The 13646-nt window shown below is 60.6% G+C and carries 17 protein-coding genes; 12 read left to right on the top strand and 5 right to left on the bottom strand.

From position 1 onward, the window contains the following. Positions 1 to 112 precede the first annotated feature (112 nt). Complete coding sequence (locus AC1DXW_RS29890; protein WP_477756052.1) at positions 113 to 457, top strand: YegP family protein; 345 nt, start codon at positions 113 to 115, stop codon at positions 455 to 457. A gap of 92 nt (positions 458 to 549) precedes the next feature. On the opposite strand, the gene AC1DXW_RS29885 is transcribed toward AC1DXW_RS29890, so the two are convergent. Next, positions 550 to 1569 carry a DUF4917 family protein gene (locus AC1DXW_RS29885; protein ID WP_477760831.1) on the bottom strand — a complete coding sequence of 340 codons (1020 nt, stop codon included), beginning with the start codon at positions 1567 to 1569 and terminating at the stop codon, positions 550 to 552. Positions 1570 to 1700: 131 nt separating this feature from the next. Here AC1DXW_RS29885 and AC1DXW_RS29880 point away from each other — a divergent pair, with 131 nt between their 5' ends. The 4 genes from AC1DXW_RS29880 to AC1DXW_RS29865 all read left to right on the top strand — a co-directional run bounded on the left by AC1DXW_RS29880 (position 1701) and on the right by AC1DXW_RS29865 (position 6467). Next, positions 1701 to 2609 (top strand): LysR family transcriptional regulator, encoded by a 909-nt coding sequence (locus tag AC1DXW_RS29880; protein ID WP_477755349.1) that lies wholly within the window; start codon positions 1701 to 1703, stop codon positions 2607 to 2609. Positions 2610 to 2848: 239 nt separating this feature from the next. Next, positions 2849 to 4042, top strand: coding sequence for a CaiB/BaiF CoA transferase family protein (locus AC1DXW_RS29875; RefSeq protein ID WP_477755350.1), 1194 nt, complete (start codon positions 2849 to 2851; stop codon positions 4040 to 4042). Next, positions 4039 to 4965, top strand: coding sequence for a hydroxymethylglutaryl-CoA lyase (locus tag AC1DXW_RS29870; RefSeq protein WP_477760830.1), 927 nt, complete (start codon positions 4039 to 4041; stop codon positions 4963 to 4965). Before AC1DXW_RS29875 ends, AC1DXW_RS29870 begins: the two co-directional genes overlap by 4 nt. A 170-nt stretch (positions 4966 to 5135) precedes the next feature. After that, a complete protein-coding gene (locus AC1DXW_RS29865) occupies positions 5136 to 6467 on the top strand; it encodes an MFS transporter (RefSeq protein ID WP_477755352.1) in 1332 nt (443 codons plus the stop codon). A 78-nt stretch (positions 6468 to 6545) separates the two neighbouring features. Here the strand turns inward: AC1DXW_RS29865 and AC1DXW_RS29860 are convergent, their stop codons facing one another. Further along, positions 6546 to 7034, bottom strand: coding sequence for a DMT family transporter (locus AC1DXW_RS29860; RefSeq protein WP_477755353.1), 489 nt, complete (start codon positions 7032 to 7034; stop codon positions 6546 to 6548). Between the two features lie 77 nt (positions 7035 to 7111). Here AC1DXW_RS29860 and AC1DXW_RS29855 point away from each other — a divergent pair, with 77 nt between their 5' ends. Further along, on the top strand, positions 7112 to 8020 hold the full coding sequence (locus AC1DXW_RS29855) for a LysR family transcriptional regulator (protein WP_477760829.1): 909 nt from the start codon (positions 7112 to 7114) through the stop codon (positions 8018 to 8020). Between the two features lie 20 nt (positions 8021 to 8040). Here the strand turns inward: AC1DXW_RS29855 and AC1DXW_RS29850 are convergent, their stop codons facing one another. Both AC1DXW_RS29850 and AC1DXW_RS29845 read right to left on the bottom strand, forming a co-directional pair. Continuing rightward, positions 8041 to 8325, bottom strand: coding sequence for a type II toxin-antitoxin system RelE/ParE family toxin (locus AC1DXW_RS29850; protein WP_477755355.1), 285 nt, complete (start codon positions 8323 to 8325; stop codon positions 8041 to 8043). Next, positions 8315 to 8554: a CopG family ribbon-helix-helix protein gene (locus AC1DXW_RS29845; protein WP_150727562.1), complete on the bottom strand. Its 240-nt coding sequence runs from the start codon at positions 8552 to 8554 to the stop codon at positions 8315 to 8317. Before AC1DXW_RS29845 ends, AC1DXW_RS29850 begins: the two co-directional genes overlap by 11 nt. A 153-nt stretch (positions 8555 to 8707) precedes the next feature. On the opposite strand from AC1DXW_RS29845, the gene AC1DXW_RS29840 reads away from it, so the two are divergent. The 6 genes from AC1DXW_RS29840 to tam all read left to right on the top strand — a co-directional run bounded on the left by AC1DXW_RS29840 (position 8708) and on the right by tam (position 12615). Next, positions 8708 to 9346, top strand: coding sequence for a LysE family translocator (locus AC1DXW_RS29840; protein WP_477755356.1), 639 nt, complete (start codon positions 8708 to 8710; stop codon positions 9344 to 9346). A 79-nt stretch (positions 9347 to 9425) separates the two neighbouring features. After that, a complete protein-coding gene (locus AC1DXW_RS29835; RefSeq protein ID WP_477755357.1) occupies positions 9426 to 10772 on the top strand; it encodes a sensor domain-containing protein in 1347 nt (448 codons plus the stop codon). Positions 10773 to 10889: 117 nt separating this feature from the next. Continuing rightward, positions 10890 to 11048: a KGG domain-containing protein gene (locus AC1DXW_RS29830; RefSeq protein WP_477755358.1), complete on the top strand. Its 159-nt coding sequence runs from the start codon at positions 10890 to 10892 to the stop codon at positions 11046 to 11048. Between the two features lie 72 nt (positions 11049 to 11120). Further along, complete coding sequence (locus AC1DXW_RS29825) at positions 11121 to 11624, top strand: DUF4142 domain-containing protein (RefSeq protein ID WP_477755359.1); 504 nt, start codon at positions 11121 to 11123, stop codon at positions 11622 to 11624. Positions 11625 to 11639: 15 nt separating this feature from the next. Beyond that, positions 11640 to 11810 (top strand): hypothetical protein, encoded by a 171-nt coding sequence (locus AC1DXW_RS29820; protein ID WP_477755360.1) that lies wholly within the window; start codon positions 11640 to 11642, stop codon positions 11808 to 11810. Between the two features lie 34 nt (positions 11811 to 11844). Then, entirely contained in the window at positions 11845 to 12615 is a 771-nt protein-coding gene (tam, locus tag AC1DXW_RS29815; RefSeq protein WP_477756548.1) for a trans-aconitate 2-methyltransferase, read from the top strand. A 40-nt stretch (positions 12616 to 12655) separates the two neighbouring features. On the opposite strand, the gene AC1DXW_RS29810 is transcribed toward tam, so the two are convergent. Next, positions 12656 to 13384 (bottom strand): class I SAM-dependent methyltransferase, encoded by a 729-nt coding sequence (locus AC1DXW_RS29810; RefSeq protein ID WP_477760828.1) that lies wholly within the window; start codon positions 13382 to 13384, stop codon positions 12656 to 12658. Positions 13385 to 13646: the final 262 nt, after the last annotated feature.

Here is a 13646-nt window from a genome sequence, read left to right as displayed (position 1 = left end):
CTGAACCTGTGGGAGCGAGCTTGCTCGCGATGGGGCCGGTACAGGCGACAGAAACACCAGGCTGGTCTTTACTGTGGAGCGCGCAACCTCTCAATCGCCAAGGAGAAAGAGCATGTCCGGATGGTATGAAGTGAGCAAAAGCAGCAATGGCCAGTTCAGGTTTGTCCTCAAGGCGGCCAACGCCGAGACCATTCTGACCAGCGAGCTGTACACCACCCACGCTGCCGCCGACAAAGGCATCGCCTCGGTCCAGGCCAACAGCCAGCTGGATGAACGTTACGAGAAGAAAACCACCAAGGATGGCCATCCGTATTTCAACCTCAAGGCGGGCAACCACGAGATCATCGGCAGCAGCGAGGCCTATTCCTCCGCTGCAGCCATGGAGAAAGGTATCGCCAGCGTGAAGGCCAACGGCTCGACCAAGGTGGTCAAGGACAAGACGTTGCCGGTGTTTTGAGTACAGCTTTCAAATCCAGCACAAATCCCTGTGGGGGAATGCATTCCAATGTAGGAGCGAGCCTGCTCGCGATAGCGGCAGCTGCGTCGCCGCTAAACCTCGACCGGAACCGCCAGCTTCGGACCACCCAGCCCATGGCTCTTCGAATCAAAAAACCTCAACTCCACACCCGTCCCCTCAAACACCTTCGCGTAATGCCGCTTCTGATGCTGGATGAACGGCTTGCTGCGCGGGTAAATCGAGATCGCCACCACCTGCGGTTTTGCCAGGCGCAAGGCGTGGATGATATGTCTGTCCTGCTCCCCCAACGCATGGCCGAAGATGCACAGTGCCTGGCCGTGACCGAGTAGTTGCTCGTAGCAGAACGACAGATAGTCCGAACTGCGGATGGTCTTGAGCTTGTCCGCGCTCGGCCCTTCGTTGACGAACAGCGGCACGTCGTCGAGGGTCTTGATCGTGTTGTTGATGGCGAAATTGCCCAGCAACGTGCCCTCGGTCGACATCAGCTTGCGCGCCGTGCCGTCCTGGTTGCGCACCAGGTGCAGGCCTCCGTGCAGGTACAGCAAACGGGTTTTGTCGGTGGCCGTGTCGCTCAGGTCGAAACCGGGTTCGCCTCCCTGGAACAGGTCGGTAATCGCCCCAGGTTGGTGTTGCACCGCCCAGTAGGAGAGCAAGTCGTAATTGGTGGTGAACACCGTGCGATAACTGGTCAGTTCCTGATTGATCGTCGCCAGCGTCGAAGGCACCACCAGCCGCCACGGGATATGTAGCGCATGCACGGTGTTGATCAGCGCTTCCTTGATCGCGTAATAGCGATTGCGTGGGGCGGCGGAGCTGACAGCCAGGGCCTTGTTAACCCGGCTGGTGGTTTTCAGTGCGCTCAATACCTGCTCGAAACTGCGGGTCTGCAGCGCATCGAACACGCTCAGCTCGGACGGGCTCAGGGGTTTTTCTTCAACGGTGCGGGCGTTTTCGAACAGCGACTCGTAGCCGAAATCGTCCCACACCGCGCGGCTGGCGCCGTTGCCCACCAGCAAGCCACTGAACGAAGCGGTGTTGCGCAAGACGTTCCAGTCTTCAAGTTGGGCATCGACATCCTGGAAATCGGTCATTGCGGTCTTCGTCTCACGGCAAAAGGTCTGTGGGCGGCGACTTTATCACGACCGGTGCCCGGACCACGGCACGACGCGGGCGAAGAACGCTATGCTGCGACTTTGCCTGAGCCGACTTCGCCGAGTACCCGATGCTGCAAAAAAGCCTGATCCGCCGTCTCGACCTGATCACTCTGCAACTGTTCGTCGCCGTCCATGAAGAAGGCACGCTGACCCGTGCCGCCTCGCGTGAAGCGATCGCCGTCTCGGCGGCGAGCAAGCGCTTGATGGAGCTGGAGGAGGCGCTGGGCATCAGTCTGTTCGTGCGCCAGGCCAAGGGCATGTCACTGACGCCGGCCGGTGAAACCCTGCTGCACCATGCCCGGCAGATGTTGTTCAACGTCGAAAAAATGGGCCTTGAACTGGGCGAGCACAGCCACGGTGTGCGCGGCTATGTGCGGATGCTCGCCAACCTGTCGGCGATCATTCAGTTTTTGCCCGAGGACCTGCGGGATTTTTCCGAGCGTCACCCACAGGTCAAGACCGACCTCGAAGAACGGCCCAGCGCCGGGGTGATTCAGGGCGTGCTCGACGGGGTGGCCGACCTCGGGATCTGTTCCATCGACAGTGACATCAAGGGCCTGCACAGCGTGCTGTATCGCCAGGACAAACTGGTGGTGTTGATGCCGCCCCATCATCCATTGGCGAGCCGGTCGAGCGTGGCGTTCGCCGATACGCTGGGCAGTGATTACGTTGGCTTGCATGCCGCCAGTTCGATCAACATGCGTACCCATGCCGCAGCCCGTGAGGCCGGCAAGGTGTTGCGGGTGCGCATTCATGTGCCAGGGTTCGATGCCATGTGCCGGATGATCCAGGCCAACATGGGGATTGGCATCCTTCCGCAGCGGGCCTATGAATTGTTTGGCCGGGCACTGGGCTTGCACGCGGTGCCGTTGACGGACGAGTGGTCGGACCGGGCGTTGATTCTGGTGGTGCGCGACGAGGCGTTGCTGTCGCCGGTGAGCCGGATGTTGTTTGAGCATTTGCGGGGTTCAGCCTGATAGTTCTCGGCTGAATGGGCGGGCCTCATCGCGAGCAGGCTCGCTCCTACAGGGGATGTGTGATCGCCACGAATCAACTGTAGAAGTGAGCCTGCTCGCGATGGCGGACTGAAGGTCGCGATAATCCTCTTGTCGAGCGTTCGCATTTCGCGAACGCCCGTTGCTAACTGAAGGTTGGATTCCCGAGCCCCCTGTCCTCTAGCCTTGGCGCATATTCCAAGAACAAGAGGTACCCCGCGATGACTGCCCCCTTGAGTGCGATCAAAGTGATCGAGATCGGCACGCTGATCGCCGCGCCATTTGCGGCGCGCATGCTGGCCGAGTTCGGCGCCGAGGTGATCAAGATCGAAGCCATGGGCCAGGGCGATCCCCTGCGCAAATGGCGCAAGCTGCACGAAGGCACCTCGTTGTGGTGGTACCTGCAATCACGCAACAAGAAGTCCCTGGCGCTGAACCTCAAATCCCCCGAAGGCATCGAACTGGTCAAGCAACTGGCGACCAGCGCCGATGTGTTGATCGAAAACCTGCGCCCCGGCGCCCTGGAGAAACTGGGCCTCGGTTGGGACGTGTTGCACGCGCTCAATCCCAACCTGACGCTGGTGCGGATTTCCGGTTACGGCCAGACCGGCCCGTACCGCGATCGTCCGGGTTTTGGCGCCATCGGCGAGGCCATGGGCGGCATCCGCTACACCACCGGCACGCCAGGTTCGCCGCCGGCGCGGGTTGGCGTGAGCCTTGGCGATTCCCTGGCTTCGTTGCATGCGGTGATCGGTGCGCTGATGTCGCTGCTAAGGGTCAAGACCGGGCAGGGCGGCGGGCAAATCGTTGATGTGTCCCTGGCCGAAAGCGTGTTCAACGTCATGGAAAGCCTGGTGCCGGAATACGACATGCTTGGCCATGTGCGCGAACGCAGTGGCGGTGCCTTGCCGGGCATCGCGCCATCCAACACGTATCTGACAGCCGATGGCGCCTACGTGGTGATCGCCGGTAACAGCGATCCGATCTACAAGCGCCTGATGCAAACCATCGGCCGCGCCGATCTGGCCGAGGCGGCGGAATTCGCTCACAACGACGGGCGTGCGGCCAAAAGCAATCTGCTTGATGCCGCCATCACCCACTGGACCAGCAGTCTGCCCATCGACGAAGTACTGGACGCCCTGGAAGCCGCCGAAGTCCCGGCCGGGCGCATCTATTCGGTGGCCGACATCGTCGCCGATCCGCACTATCAGGCGCGGGACATGCTGCTCAATGCCGAGCTGCCCGGTGGCGCCACGGTGAAGATGCCGGGCATCGTGCCGAAACTCTCCGAGACACCCGGCGGCGTGAACTGGTCCGGCCCCGGGCTGGGCCAGCACACCGACGGCATCCTCGCGCAATTGGGCCTGACCGCGATGGACATCGAACGCCTGAAAGTCGAAGGAGTGGTGCAATGATCACTGATTATTCCGATAGCCTGATCGTGCAGGAAGTGTCCCCGCGCGACGGTTTGCAAATCGAACCGACCTGGGTTGAAACCGACGACAAGATTGCCTTGATCGATCAATTGTCGCAGGCCGGATTCAGCCGCATCGAAGCCGGTTCGTTCGTGTCACCCAAAGCCATTCCTGCACTGCGCGATGGCGAACTGGTGTTCAAGGGCATCGCCCGGCAACCGGGGGTGATCTATGTCGCGTTGATCCCCAACCTCAAAGGCGCGCAACGGGCACTGGCGTGCCGTGCCGATGAGCTGAACCTGGTGATGTCTGCCAGCCAGACTCATAACCGGGCGAACATGCGCATGGGTTGTGAAGATTCATTGGCCGCGTTCGGCGAGATTGTGCAGTTCGTCGGCGACAGCGCCGTGCGACTCAACGCCAGCATCGCCACCACCTTCGGCTGCCCGTTCGAGGGCAAGATCGATGAGGACCGTGTACTGCACATCGTCGAGGCCTATCAGGAGCTCGGCATCCAGGGCATCACCCTGGCCGACACGACGGGCATGGCCAACCCGCGTCAGGTCGACCGACTGGTGCGCCGGGTGCTGCAGCGGGTGTCCCCGACGGACCTGACCCTGCACTTTCACAACACCCGCGGCCTCGGCCTGTGCAACGTGCTGGCCGCCTACGAGGCCGGTGCCCGGCGCTTCGACGCGGCCCTCGGTGGTCTCGGCGGCTGCCCGTTTGCGCCGGGGGCATCGGGAAACATCTGCACTGAGGATCTGGTGAACCTGTGCGATGAAGTCGGCATCCACACGGGTATCGATTTACCGCTGCTGCTGAAACTGTCCCGAGGAATGCCGGCGCTGCTCGGCCATGAAGTGCCGGGGCAACTGGCCAAGGCCGGACGCAATTGTGAGCTGCACCCGATCCCCACCTGACACCAATCCCCTGTAGGAGCGAGCCTGCTCGCGATAGCGGTGAGGCAGTCGACATCAATGTTGGATGTGGCTCAGTCATCGCGAGCAGGCTCGCTCCTACAGTAAAAAGCACCTTAACCAGACAACAAAAACAATCGGACACCCACGGGAAGTCCGCCTGGAGAACTGCAATGAGCCTGAATGCACTGGAGGCCGGCGCGAGCCCGGCCGTTAGCCACGACACCGAAAAAGCCTTGGTCAGTAAAGTCGCCTGGCGCCTGATGCCGCTGATCATGGTCTGCTACCTGTTCGCCTTTTTCGACCGCATCAACATCAGCTTCGCCAAGTTTCAGCTGCAGACCGACCTGAGCCTGAGCGACACCGCGTACGGCCTCGGCGCCGGGTTGTTCGTGGTCGGTTACGTGATTTTCGAAGTGCCGAGCAACATGATGCTGTACAAGGTCGGCGCACGCCGCTGGATCGCCCGGATCATGATGTCCTGGGGCCTGGCCACGGCGGCCATGGTGTTCGTCAACAGCGAATGGCAGTTCTACGTGCTGCGCTTCGTGATCGGTGCGATGGAGGCGGGGTTTGCCCCGGGCGTGCTGTACTACCTGACCCTGTGGTTCCCGCAGCACTATCGCGGGCGTATCACCTCGATGCTGTTCCTGGCGTCGGCGTTCGCCGGCCTGGTGGGCGCGCCGTTCTCGGGGCTTGTGCTGCAACACCTCGACGGAGTGCTGCAAATGCGCGGCTGGCACTGGCTGTTCCTGCTCGGTGGCGTGCCGTGCATCGGCCTCGGTTTGCTGGTGCTGACCCTGCTCAAGGACCGCATCGAAGACGCCCATTGGCTGACGCCTTCGGAGAAGACCTTGCTGGCCAGCCGCATCGCCCAGCATGAGCCGCACAAGAGCGGAGGTTCGCTGCTCGCTGCACTTAGGATTCCGGGTTTCCTGACCTTGGGCCTGATCTATTTCCTGATTCAGGTGGCGTCCTACGGCTTGAATTTCTGGGCGCCACAACTGATCCGCAGCGCCGGCACTGAAAGTCCGGTGATGATCGGCTTGCTGACGGCCATCCCGTACATCTGCGGTGCCATCAGCATGGTGGTGATTGGACGCCTGTCCGATGCTTCTGGCGAGCGCCGCAAGTTTGTCGCCGGTCTGGTGGCGGTCGGTGCGATCGGGTTCTTCTGCGCGGGGATCTTCGCCAACCACACGACCTTCCTGATTGTCGCGTTGGGCCTGCTCGGTGCCGGGATCATCGCCTCCATCCCGAGCTTCTGGACCTTGCCGCCGAAACTGCTGGCCGGTGCCGGCGCGGGCGCTGCTGGCGGGATCGCGGTGATCAACACCCTGGGCCAGTTCGGCGGCATCGTCAGCCCGGTGATGGTCGGCCGGATCAAGGACCTGACCGGCAGCACCACGCCGGCGCTGTATGTCATCGGTGTCTGTGCACTGATCGCGGTGGCGCTGTTGCTGTGGGGGTTGCCGCAGAAGTTGCGCACACTCGACAAGTTTTAAAAGATCGCAGCCTTCGGCAGCTTCTGCTCGGACCACGCATCCCCGTAGGAGCTGCCGGAGGCTGCGATCTTTTGATCTTCAAGAATTCGCTGTCATCGCTTTTTGCGCAGCGTCACTAAACTGAATCAACACCACCCCTGCCATCAACAGCGCCACCCCAAACACCTTCGGCAAGGTGACCTGCCGCTCCACCAACCCAAACCAGCCGTAGTGATCCAGCAACAACGACGCCACCACTTGCCCCGCCAGCGCCAATGCCATGAACCCCGCGGCACCCAGCTTGGGCAGCAGCACCAACGCCAGGGAAATAAAACACACCCCAAACGCGCCACCGGCCCACATCCAGAGCGGCGCCTTGCTGATGAACGCCAGTGACGGCAACGGCAAGCGCATTGCAACGATGATCGGCAACAACACCACAACACTCACCAGCAACGAGGCGAGCGTCGCCCACAACGGATGGCCCAACCCGCGCCCGAGATTGACGTTGATCGCACTCTGAAACGGCACCACCGCCCCGGCAATCATTGCCAGCACCAACAGACTCACCCAATGCAACGTACTCATGATCGATCCCCAACAGGTTTTGCTGGACTCTAGGGTATTCGTCGCGCAGATTTAAATTCCGTTTTGCTATTCAGAACATGCAGCAGATGAATGATCTTCGACGCATCGACCTCAATTTGCTGGTAATCCTCGACGCCTTGCTCAGCGAGCAACACGTGACCCGGGCGGCCGAGCGTCTGCACTTGAGCCAGCCAGCGGTCAGTCATGCGCTGGCGCGATTGCGTGACCTGCTCGGCGATCCCCTGCTGGTGCGCGCCGGTGCCAGCCTAGTACCGACTCCGCGAGCGCTGGAACTGGTGGCACCGCTGGCCGAAGCCCTGGCCCAGGTGCAAGCGCTGCTGGCGCCGAACGCCTTCGATCCCGCGACCACCCAGCGCACCTTCCGCCTGGCGATGTCCGACTACGGCGCCGCCATTGTCCTGCCGGGGCTGATCCGAGCGTTGCGCCGCGAAGCGCCGGGCATTGACCTGCAAATCAGCCATGGCAGCCGCGAAAGCATGCTCGAAGGGGTGCTGAACGGTGACATTGATGTCGCCGCCGGTGTATTCCCGGAAATGCCCAACGAGTTGCGCAGCACGCCGCTGTTCGAAGAGCACTACGCCTGCCTGCTGGACCGCAAAAGCCTGCCCGTCGACGGAGCCCTCGACCTGGCCACTTATTTGGCACGCCCCCACGTCCTGCTGGAGATGCGCGGCAGCGGCACCCCGGAAATCGAGCGGGCGCTGACCGCATTGCGCGAACGCCGGCGTGTCGCCATCAGCCTGCCGCACTGGAGCGTCGCCCCGGAGCTCATCAGCGGAACGGACCTGATCCTCACTGTCGCGTCGCGAGGCTTGCGCGATATCGATGAGTCCACATTGGTTGTCGTGCCACCGCCGTTTCACATTCCATCGTTCACTTTTGTGTTGGCGTGGCATACACGGCGGGGTGGAGATCAGGCGTTGAACTGGTTGAATCGGAGGATTGGGGAGGGGATCGAACGCTAGAAGCTTTTCTAAAATGGCCTTTACCAATTGGAAGGTGGCAGGCGACGCGTATGAAAAACTCGTAGTACCTGAAGCCGACCTTGGCGAACCCGGTAGGGAATCAAATAGGGGCGATCAGGCATGACCCATTCCCGGGTACCGGGTAAGCGTCCTTCACGACCCGTCGCTGGAAATCGGGCAAGGTGATCGACACTGGCGAGAATCGCTCGAACAAAATCTGCTGCAGCTTCTGGATTCTCGATGGCGATGTAGGCGGCTTCGTCATCCAGATTCTTTAACGCCGTACGCAACCACTCAACGCGCATTCGCCGTCCACTTGTCAGCCATTGCGTTTACTTCTTCTTGTGTCGCGAAGTCACCTTCATCGGCTTCTTTCAAGGCTTTCTGAATTTCCTCGATTTGCCACGCTTCACGGGCCAGGTATTCACGCAGCGCATCCACGGCCAGAAATGATTTGCTGCGGCCCGTTGCCTTGGAAAGACTCGCGAGGGTATCGGCGATTTCGTCTGGTATGCGCAGGGACATAACTGACATGGTGGTCTCGATGTAGTGGTTTGTAATACAACATACTACACCGTCATCAGTGAGGCGGGGCCAGCCCGTTCGTCTGTCGAGATGTTTCAGTCGACAGGCAATGACCTGATATAGACTGGCGACCATTCACCAAGCCGTTCAAAAGGACTCCCCATGACCCCATCGTTGCTAATGGCCGTGCTTGCCTCGGGTTTTATCTACGGCATCACCCCCGGGCCGGGTGTGCTGGCGGTGTTCGGCATTGGCGCGGCCCATGGGCGACGGGCCGGGGCGGGGTTTCTGTGCGGGCATTTGCTCGGCGATGTGATCTGGTGCAGTACGGCGCTGATCGCGATTGTCGGTGCGCGGGAGATCGGCAGTACCGCGTTCGACGTGCTCGGTGTGCTCAGCGGCCTGTACCTGTTCTGGCTCGGCTGGCGTGCGGTGCGCGCCCGGCGCAGCAGCGCTGATGCGCCACGGGGGCCGGCGCGGCAACCGTTCTGGCACGGCATTCTGTTCGGTTTGACCAATCCGAAGGCCTATCCGGTGGCCGTGGCGACGTTCACGGCACTGTTGTCGAGCCGCGCGGAACTGCTCAACTGGTCAATGCTGCCGGCGCTGATCGCCCTGAGTTTCGTCGGCGGGTTGCTCGCCTACACTATTCTCATTGGCGTTGTCGGTGCGCGGCGAGTGCGCAGCTTGTACCAGCGTCATGAACTGGCAATCACCCGGTTGTGCGGGGTGATGTTCATCGGTTTCGCCATTAACGCGCTGGTCCATGCGTTGCCGGGGCTGATGCCGAACAAGGCTTGAATATGATCACAAGGATGCAAGGTCGACAGGGCAGGGATGATTGATAAGCGCTGCATTATCGGGACACCCACGCTGAATCATGGAAAACCGAAATTCCGCGCCGCTGGCGAGCTACATCGATCTGTTGCTGGACGCCGTCTGTGCGGTGGATAAACAGGGCCGCTTCGTCTTTGTCAGTGCGGCGTGCGAGCGCATATTCGGCTACAGCGCGGATGAGATGATCGGCCAGCCGATGATCGACATGGTGCACCCGGCCGATCGCCAGCGAACCCTCGATGCCGCCCGGGAAATCATGGGTGGCGAGCCCAAGCTCAACTTCGAAAACCGTTACCTGCGCAAGGATGGCCGCGTGGTGCACATCCTCTGGTCGGCGCGTTGGTCCGAGGACGATCAGTTGCGCATCGCGGTGGCCCGCGACATCACCGAACGCAAGCAGGCCGAATCCCGGCAGGCAGCGTTGTATGCGATTTCCGAGGCGGCCCATGCGGCAGAGGATCTGCTGGCGTTGTTCAAACGCATCCACATGATCATCGGCGAATGGTTGCCGGCACTGAATTTTTCCGTGGCACTGTACGACGAGCGCTGCGCACAGTTGAATTTCCCTTATCACGTCGATGACCACGAGCCACAGCCCGAACAGCCCGGAACAATGACCGGGCGCCTGTGCGCCGAAGTGATCCGCACGGGGCAGCCGATCCTGTTGACCCCGGACCAGTGCACACCGCCTGCCGGCTTCGAAGCGCTGGTAACCGAGCAGAACGCGCCGTGTTGGCTGGGTGTGCCGCTGAACTCGCAAAACGGCACCATCGGTGCGTTGATCGTCAAAAGCATTCCGGGCGGCGAGCGCTACACCGAGCAAGACAAGGAACTGCTGCAATACGTCTGCGCCCAGGTCGCAACCGCCATCGAGCGCAAGCAACTGCATGCCCGCCTGCAATACATGGCCCAGTACGACCAACTGACCCAGTTACCCAACCGCGAACTGCTGCGCGACCGGCTCAAGGCATCACTGCAAGTGGCCCGGGAAGACCGCGGGCGCATGGCGCTGTTGTACGTCGACCTCGACCGCTTCAAGCACGTCAACGACACCCATGGCCACGCGGTCGGCGACATGCTGCTGCAAGCGGTCGCCAACCGGCTCAAGGGCTGCGTGCGGGAAACCGACACCGTGGCACGCATCGGCGGCGATGAGTTCGTGGTGTTGCTGCACAGCATTCGCGCTGCGGACGATACCGACATCGTGGTCGAGAAAATCCGTCAGGTCCTGGTCCAGCCCCTGCGTCTGGACGGGCACAGCCTGAACATCCAGCCAAGTATCGGCGTCGCCCGATACCCCGATCACGGCACCGAAGAGAAGCAATTGTTCAGGCATGCCGACGAAGCGATGTATTGCGCCAAACGCGAGCATCACCTGCGACTGGTCTGAAAACCAGGCACCGTTCGTCGTAGTATCCACATAATTTTCTAAACCTTTTGGGACGCGCAACTTCAGATTCTATGGGGGCTACAGCTCGCCGCGACTATCACCAAGAGGAAGAGAATCATGCCTAGCTCAAGAAACTCGAACTCGGGGAATTTCGCCAACGATCGAACGAAGGCTTCTGAAGCCGGTCGCAAGGGTGGGAAAACCACCACCACGACCGTCGAAAAAGACCCGGCGAAACCCGACATGGGCCGCAAGGGCGGTCAGAAATCCCGCTAAAGGATGCGGGTGGTTTTGATTGAGAAGCGGGGGCGAAAGCTCCCGTTTGAACTTTTCAAGGAGGGCGCGACCATGAACCGGATGGCCACCCGATTATGTAATGCCAGTTTTGCCACGTTATTGGGGCTGTTTGCCAGTAGCGTCTTTGCCCAGTCATCCGCCGAATTCATCGACGAAGCCTCGGCCAAAGGCATGGCCGACATCGAAGCCAGTCGTCTGGCGCACCAGAAATCCGAGTCCAAAGAGGTCAAGGACTACACCATCGTCGTCATCAACGACCGCACCACTGCGAACCAGCACCTGGCGAAAATCGCCAGGCAACTGGATTTGCCCGTCGCCCCGCGCGAAGAAATTGTCGAAAAGGCCAAAGCCCTGATGCCACAAGCCATGGATGGGACGACCTTTGATGAGGCCTATGCAGCCAGTCAGGTGAAGACCACCCAGGAAGCCATCGATCAGTTGCAGCAGGAAGCACAGACCACCGACGTGCCGGAAATCAAGGCGTTCGCCGAAGAAACCCTGCCCAAATTGCAAAATCATCTGCAAATGGCCAAGGCATTGCAGGCCAAAAGTTGAGCACCAGGATTGAACATGAACGGCGCGGGATTTCGGTCACGCGCCGTTTTTCTGTTCGGCACTGATCCAGATGCGGCTTGGGGTTTTGTGTTGGATTTTTCAGACAGTGGCGGTCGAATGAAAATTCGACGTGACCGAAAAGGTGATTTTCTGAAACCTTTAGCGGTGCTTGCCGCGGTATCGTAGCGGCCCGAGGACAACGCACCGACAGGAGAACGCAATGAGTTGGTCCGCCAAACAGTACGTCGCTTTTGAAGATGAACGCACCCGTCCCGCCCGTGACCTGCTGGCGGCCATTCCTGCCGGGGACGTGCGTACGGCCGTCGACATCGGTTGCGGGCCTGGTAACTCCACCGAGTTGCTGGTGGAGCGCTTTGCCGGCGCCTCGGTGCAGGGGCTGGACAGTTCGACCGACATGATCGAAGCCGCCCGCAAGCGTCTGCCGCAAGTACGTTTCGACATCGCGGACATTGATAGCTGGAGCGGCACTGGCCCGTTCGATGTGATATTTGCCAACGCGGTATTGCAGTGGCTGCCTGATCACGCGACGTTGTTGCCTTCGCTGGTGAACAAGCTTGCACCGGGTGGCACCTTGGGCATTCAGATGCCGGACAACCTCAATGAGCCTTCACACCGTTTAATGCGCGAAGTGGCAGCTCATGGCCCTTGGGCCACCAAACTGGCCGGTGCTGCCGGGCAACGCACGGAAATGGCTGATGCCGGTGGCTATTACTCGATGTTGAAGCCCCACTGCGCCCGCGTCGATGTGTGGCGCACCACCTATCATCATCCGCTCGCGGACGGTGCGTCGGGTGTCGTCGAGTGGTTCAAGGGCAGCGGGTTGCGGCCGTTCCTCGACCCGCTGGACGAAGCGGAACGGGCGCAGTATCTGAAGCGGTATCAAGCGGCTATCGAACAGGCGTATCCGGCTTTGGCCGATGGTTCGGTGCTGTTGCCGTTCCCACGACTGTTTATCGTCGCAACCCGCTGATGCGAAAAAGCGACAGACTTATCCGTCCCTTTTTTATCCATCAACGCTGAGCGCCGACCAACATCATCATGGGCCGCTCCCGCTCTTCGGCAAGGGCCGGTTGCGCCGCCACCTCGGCATCGCTCGGCCCCCATTCGTCGACGTGCTGAATGCTGAATCCAGCGCCAATCAGCGTGTTGAGCAACGTGCCAATGGTGCGGTGCTGTTTGATCACACCGTCCGCCAGCCAATTGGTCACGCGCTCGCCTTCACTCTGATAAGCGTCCACGGGCCAGCTCTTGCTGCCTTGGGCATCGATGATCCAGCCAGGATTACGCGGTGCCATGAAGATCGGATGTTCGATGGAAAACACGAAATGCGAACCGGGTTTGAGGGCTGCGTGGACACTGGCGAACAACCCCGGCAAGTCCTTGATGTAATGCAGCGCCAGGGAGCTGTAGGCCAGATCGAAACTGGCGGTGGGCAGATTGAGTTGCTCCAGATCGGCGCGCTCATAACGGATGTTCGAAGCGGATCTGGTTTTGCGCGCCTGCTCCAGCATCTTCTGCGAAACATCCAGGCCGAGCACGCTTTCGGCGCCATGCTCACTGGCCCAGCGACAAAACCAACCGTAGCCGCAAGCGAGATCCACTACCTTCAGACCCTGCATTGGCGGCAGCATGGCCTTCAGTGCAGGCCATTCCGGCGCGGCATCGAGACCGCCGATGGAGCGGGCCATCTGGCTGTAGCCCTGGAAGAATTTAGGGTCGTCGTAGATGTTTTGGGTCATGTTTGGGACCTCTCATGGGATTGTTCACATGACAGCACAATTTTCCCGTGAGTGATGGCAACCCGTGGCGAGGGAGCTTGCTCCCGTTGGACTGCGTAGCAGTCCCTTTCGGGGTCGTGCCCTATGAGATGAAAGGTGCTTTTTCCAATATCCAGGCCGAGCAAGTCCAAGATATCCATGAGAGGTCTCCGCAAATCAGTGAGAAGCCCGGTAAGTTTAGATTTAACGGGGTTCCCGTACTGGGCTGACCATCTCATTAGGG

It is taken from the genome of Pseudomonas sp. P4_C4, assembly GCF_056402055.1.
Note: the sequence above shows the minus strand (reverse complement) of the source record. Positions and strands in the feature narration are given on the sequence as shown.

Bases quoted from the DNA above. Each gene is read 5' to 3' on its own strand.
- AC1DXW_RS29890 (WP_477756052.1), top strand. From the start codon at position 113: ATGTCCGGATGGTATGAAGTGAGCAAAAGCAGCAATGGCCAGTTCAGG.
- AC1DXW_RS29885 (WP_477760831.1), bottom strand. From the start codon at position 1,569: ATGACCGATTTCCAGGATGTCGATGCCCAACTTGAAGACTGGAACGTC.
- AC1DXW_RS29880 (WP_477755349.1), top strand. From the start codon at position 1,701: ATGCTGCAAAAAAGCCTGATCCGCCGTCTCGACCTGATCACTCTGCAA.
- AC1DXW_RS29875 (WP_477755350.1), top strand. From the start codon at position 2,849: ATGACTGCCCCCTTGAGTGCGATCAAAGTGATCGAGATCGGCACGCTG.
- AC1DXW_RS29870 (WP_477760830.1), top strand. From the start codon at position 4,039: ATGATCACTGATTATTCCGATAGCCTGATCGTGCAGGAAGTGTCCCCG.
- AC1DXW_RS29865 (WP_477755352.1), top strand. From the start codon at position 5,136: ATGAGCCTGAATGCACTGGAGGCCGGCGCGAGCCCGGCCGTTAGCCAC.
- AC1DXW_RS29860 (WP_477755353.1), bottom strand. From the start codon at position 7,034: ATGAGTACGTTGCATTGGGTGAGTCTGTTGGTGCTGGCAATGATTGCC.
- AC1DXW_RS29855 (WP_477760829.1), top strand. From the start codon at position 7,112: ATGCAGCAGATGAATGATCTTCGACGCATCGACCTCAATTTGCTGGTA.
- AC1DXW_RS29850 (WP_477755355.1), bottom strand. From the start codon at position 8,325: ATGCGCGTTGAGTGGTTGCGTACGGCGTTAAAGAATCTGGATGACGAA.
- AC1DXW_RS29845 (WP_150727562.1), bottom strand. From the start codon at position 8,554: ATGTCAGTTATGTCCCTGCGCATACCAGACGAAATCGCCGATACCCTC.
- AC1DXW_RS29840 (WP_477755356.1), top strand. From the start codon at position 8,708: ATGACCCCATCGTTGCTAATGGCCGTGCTTGCCTCGGGTTTTATCTAC.
- AC1DXW_RS29835 (WP_477755357.1), top strand. From the start codon at position 9,426: ATGGAAAACCGAAATTCCGCGCCGCTGGCGAGCTACATCGATCTGTTG.
- AC1DXW_RS29830 (WP_477755358.1), top strand. From the start codon at position 10,890: ATGCCTAGCTCAAGAAACTCGAACTCGGGGAATTTCGCCAACGATCGA.
- AC1DXW_RS29825 (WP_477755359.1), top strand. From the start codon at position 11,121: ATGAACCGGATGGCCACCCGATTATGTAATGCCAGTTTTGCCACGTTA.
- AC1DXW_RS29820 (WP_477755360.1), top strand. From the start codon at position 11,640: ATGAACGGCGCGGGATTTCGGTCACGCGCCGTTTTTCTGTTCGGCACT.
- tam (WP_477756548.1), top strand. From the start codon at position 11,845: ATGAGTTGGTCCGCCAAACAGTACGTCGCTTTTGAAGATGAACGCACC.
- AC1DXW_RS29810 (WP_477760828.1), bottom strand. From the start codon at position 13,384: ATGACCCAAAACATCTACGACGACCCTAAATTCTTCCAGGGCTACAGC.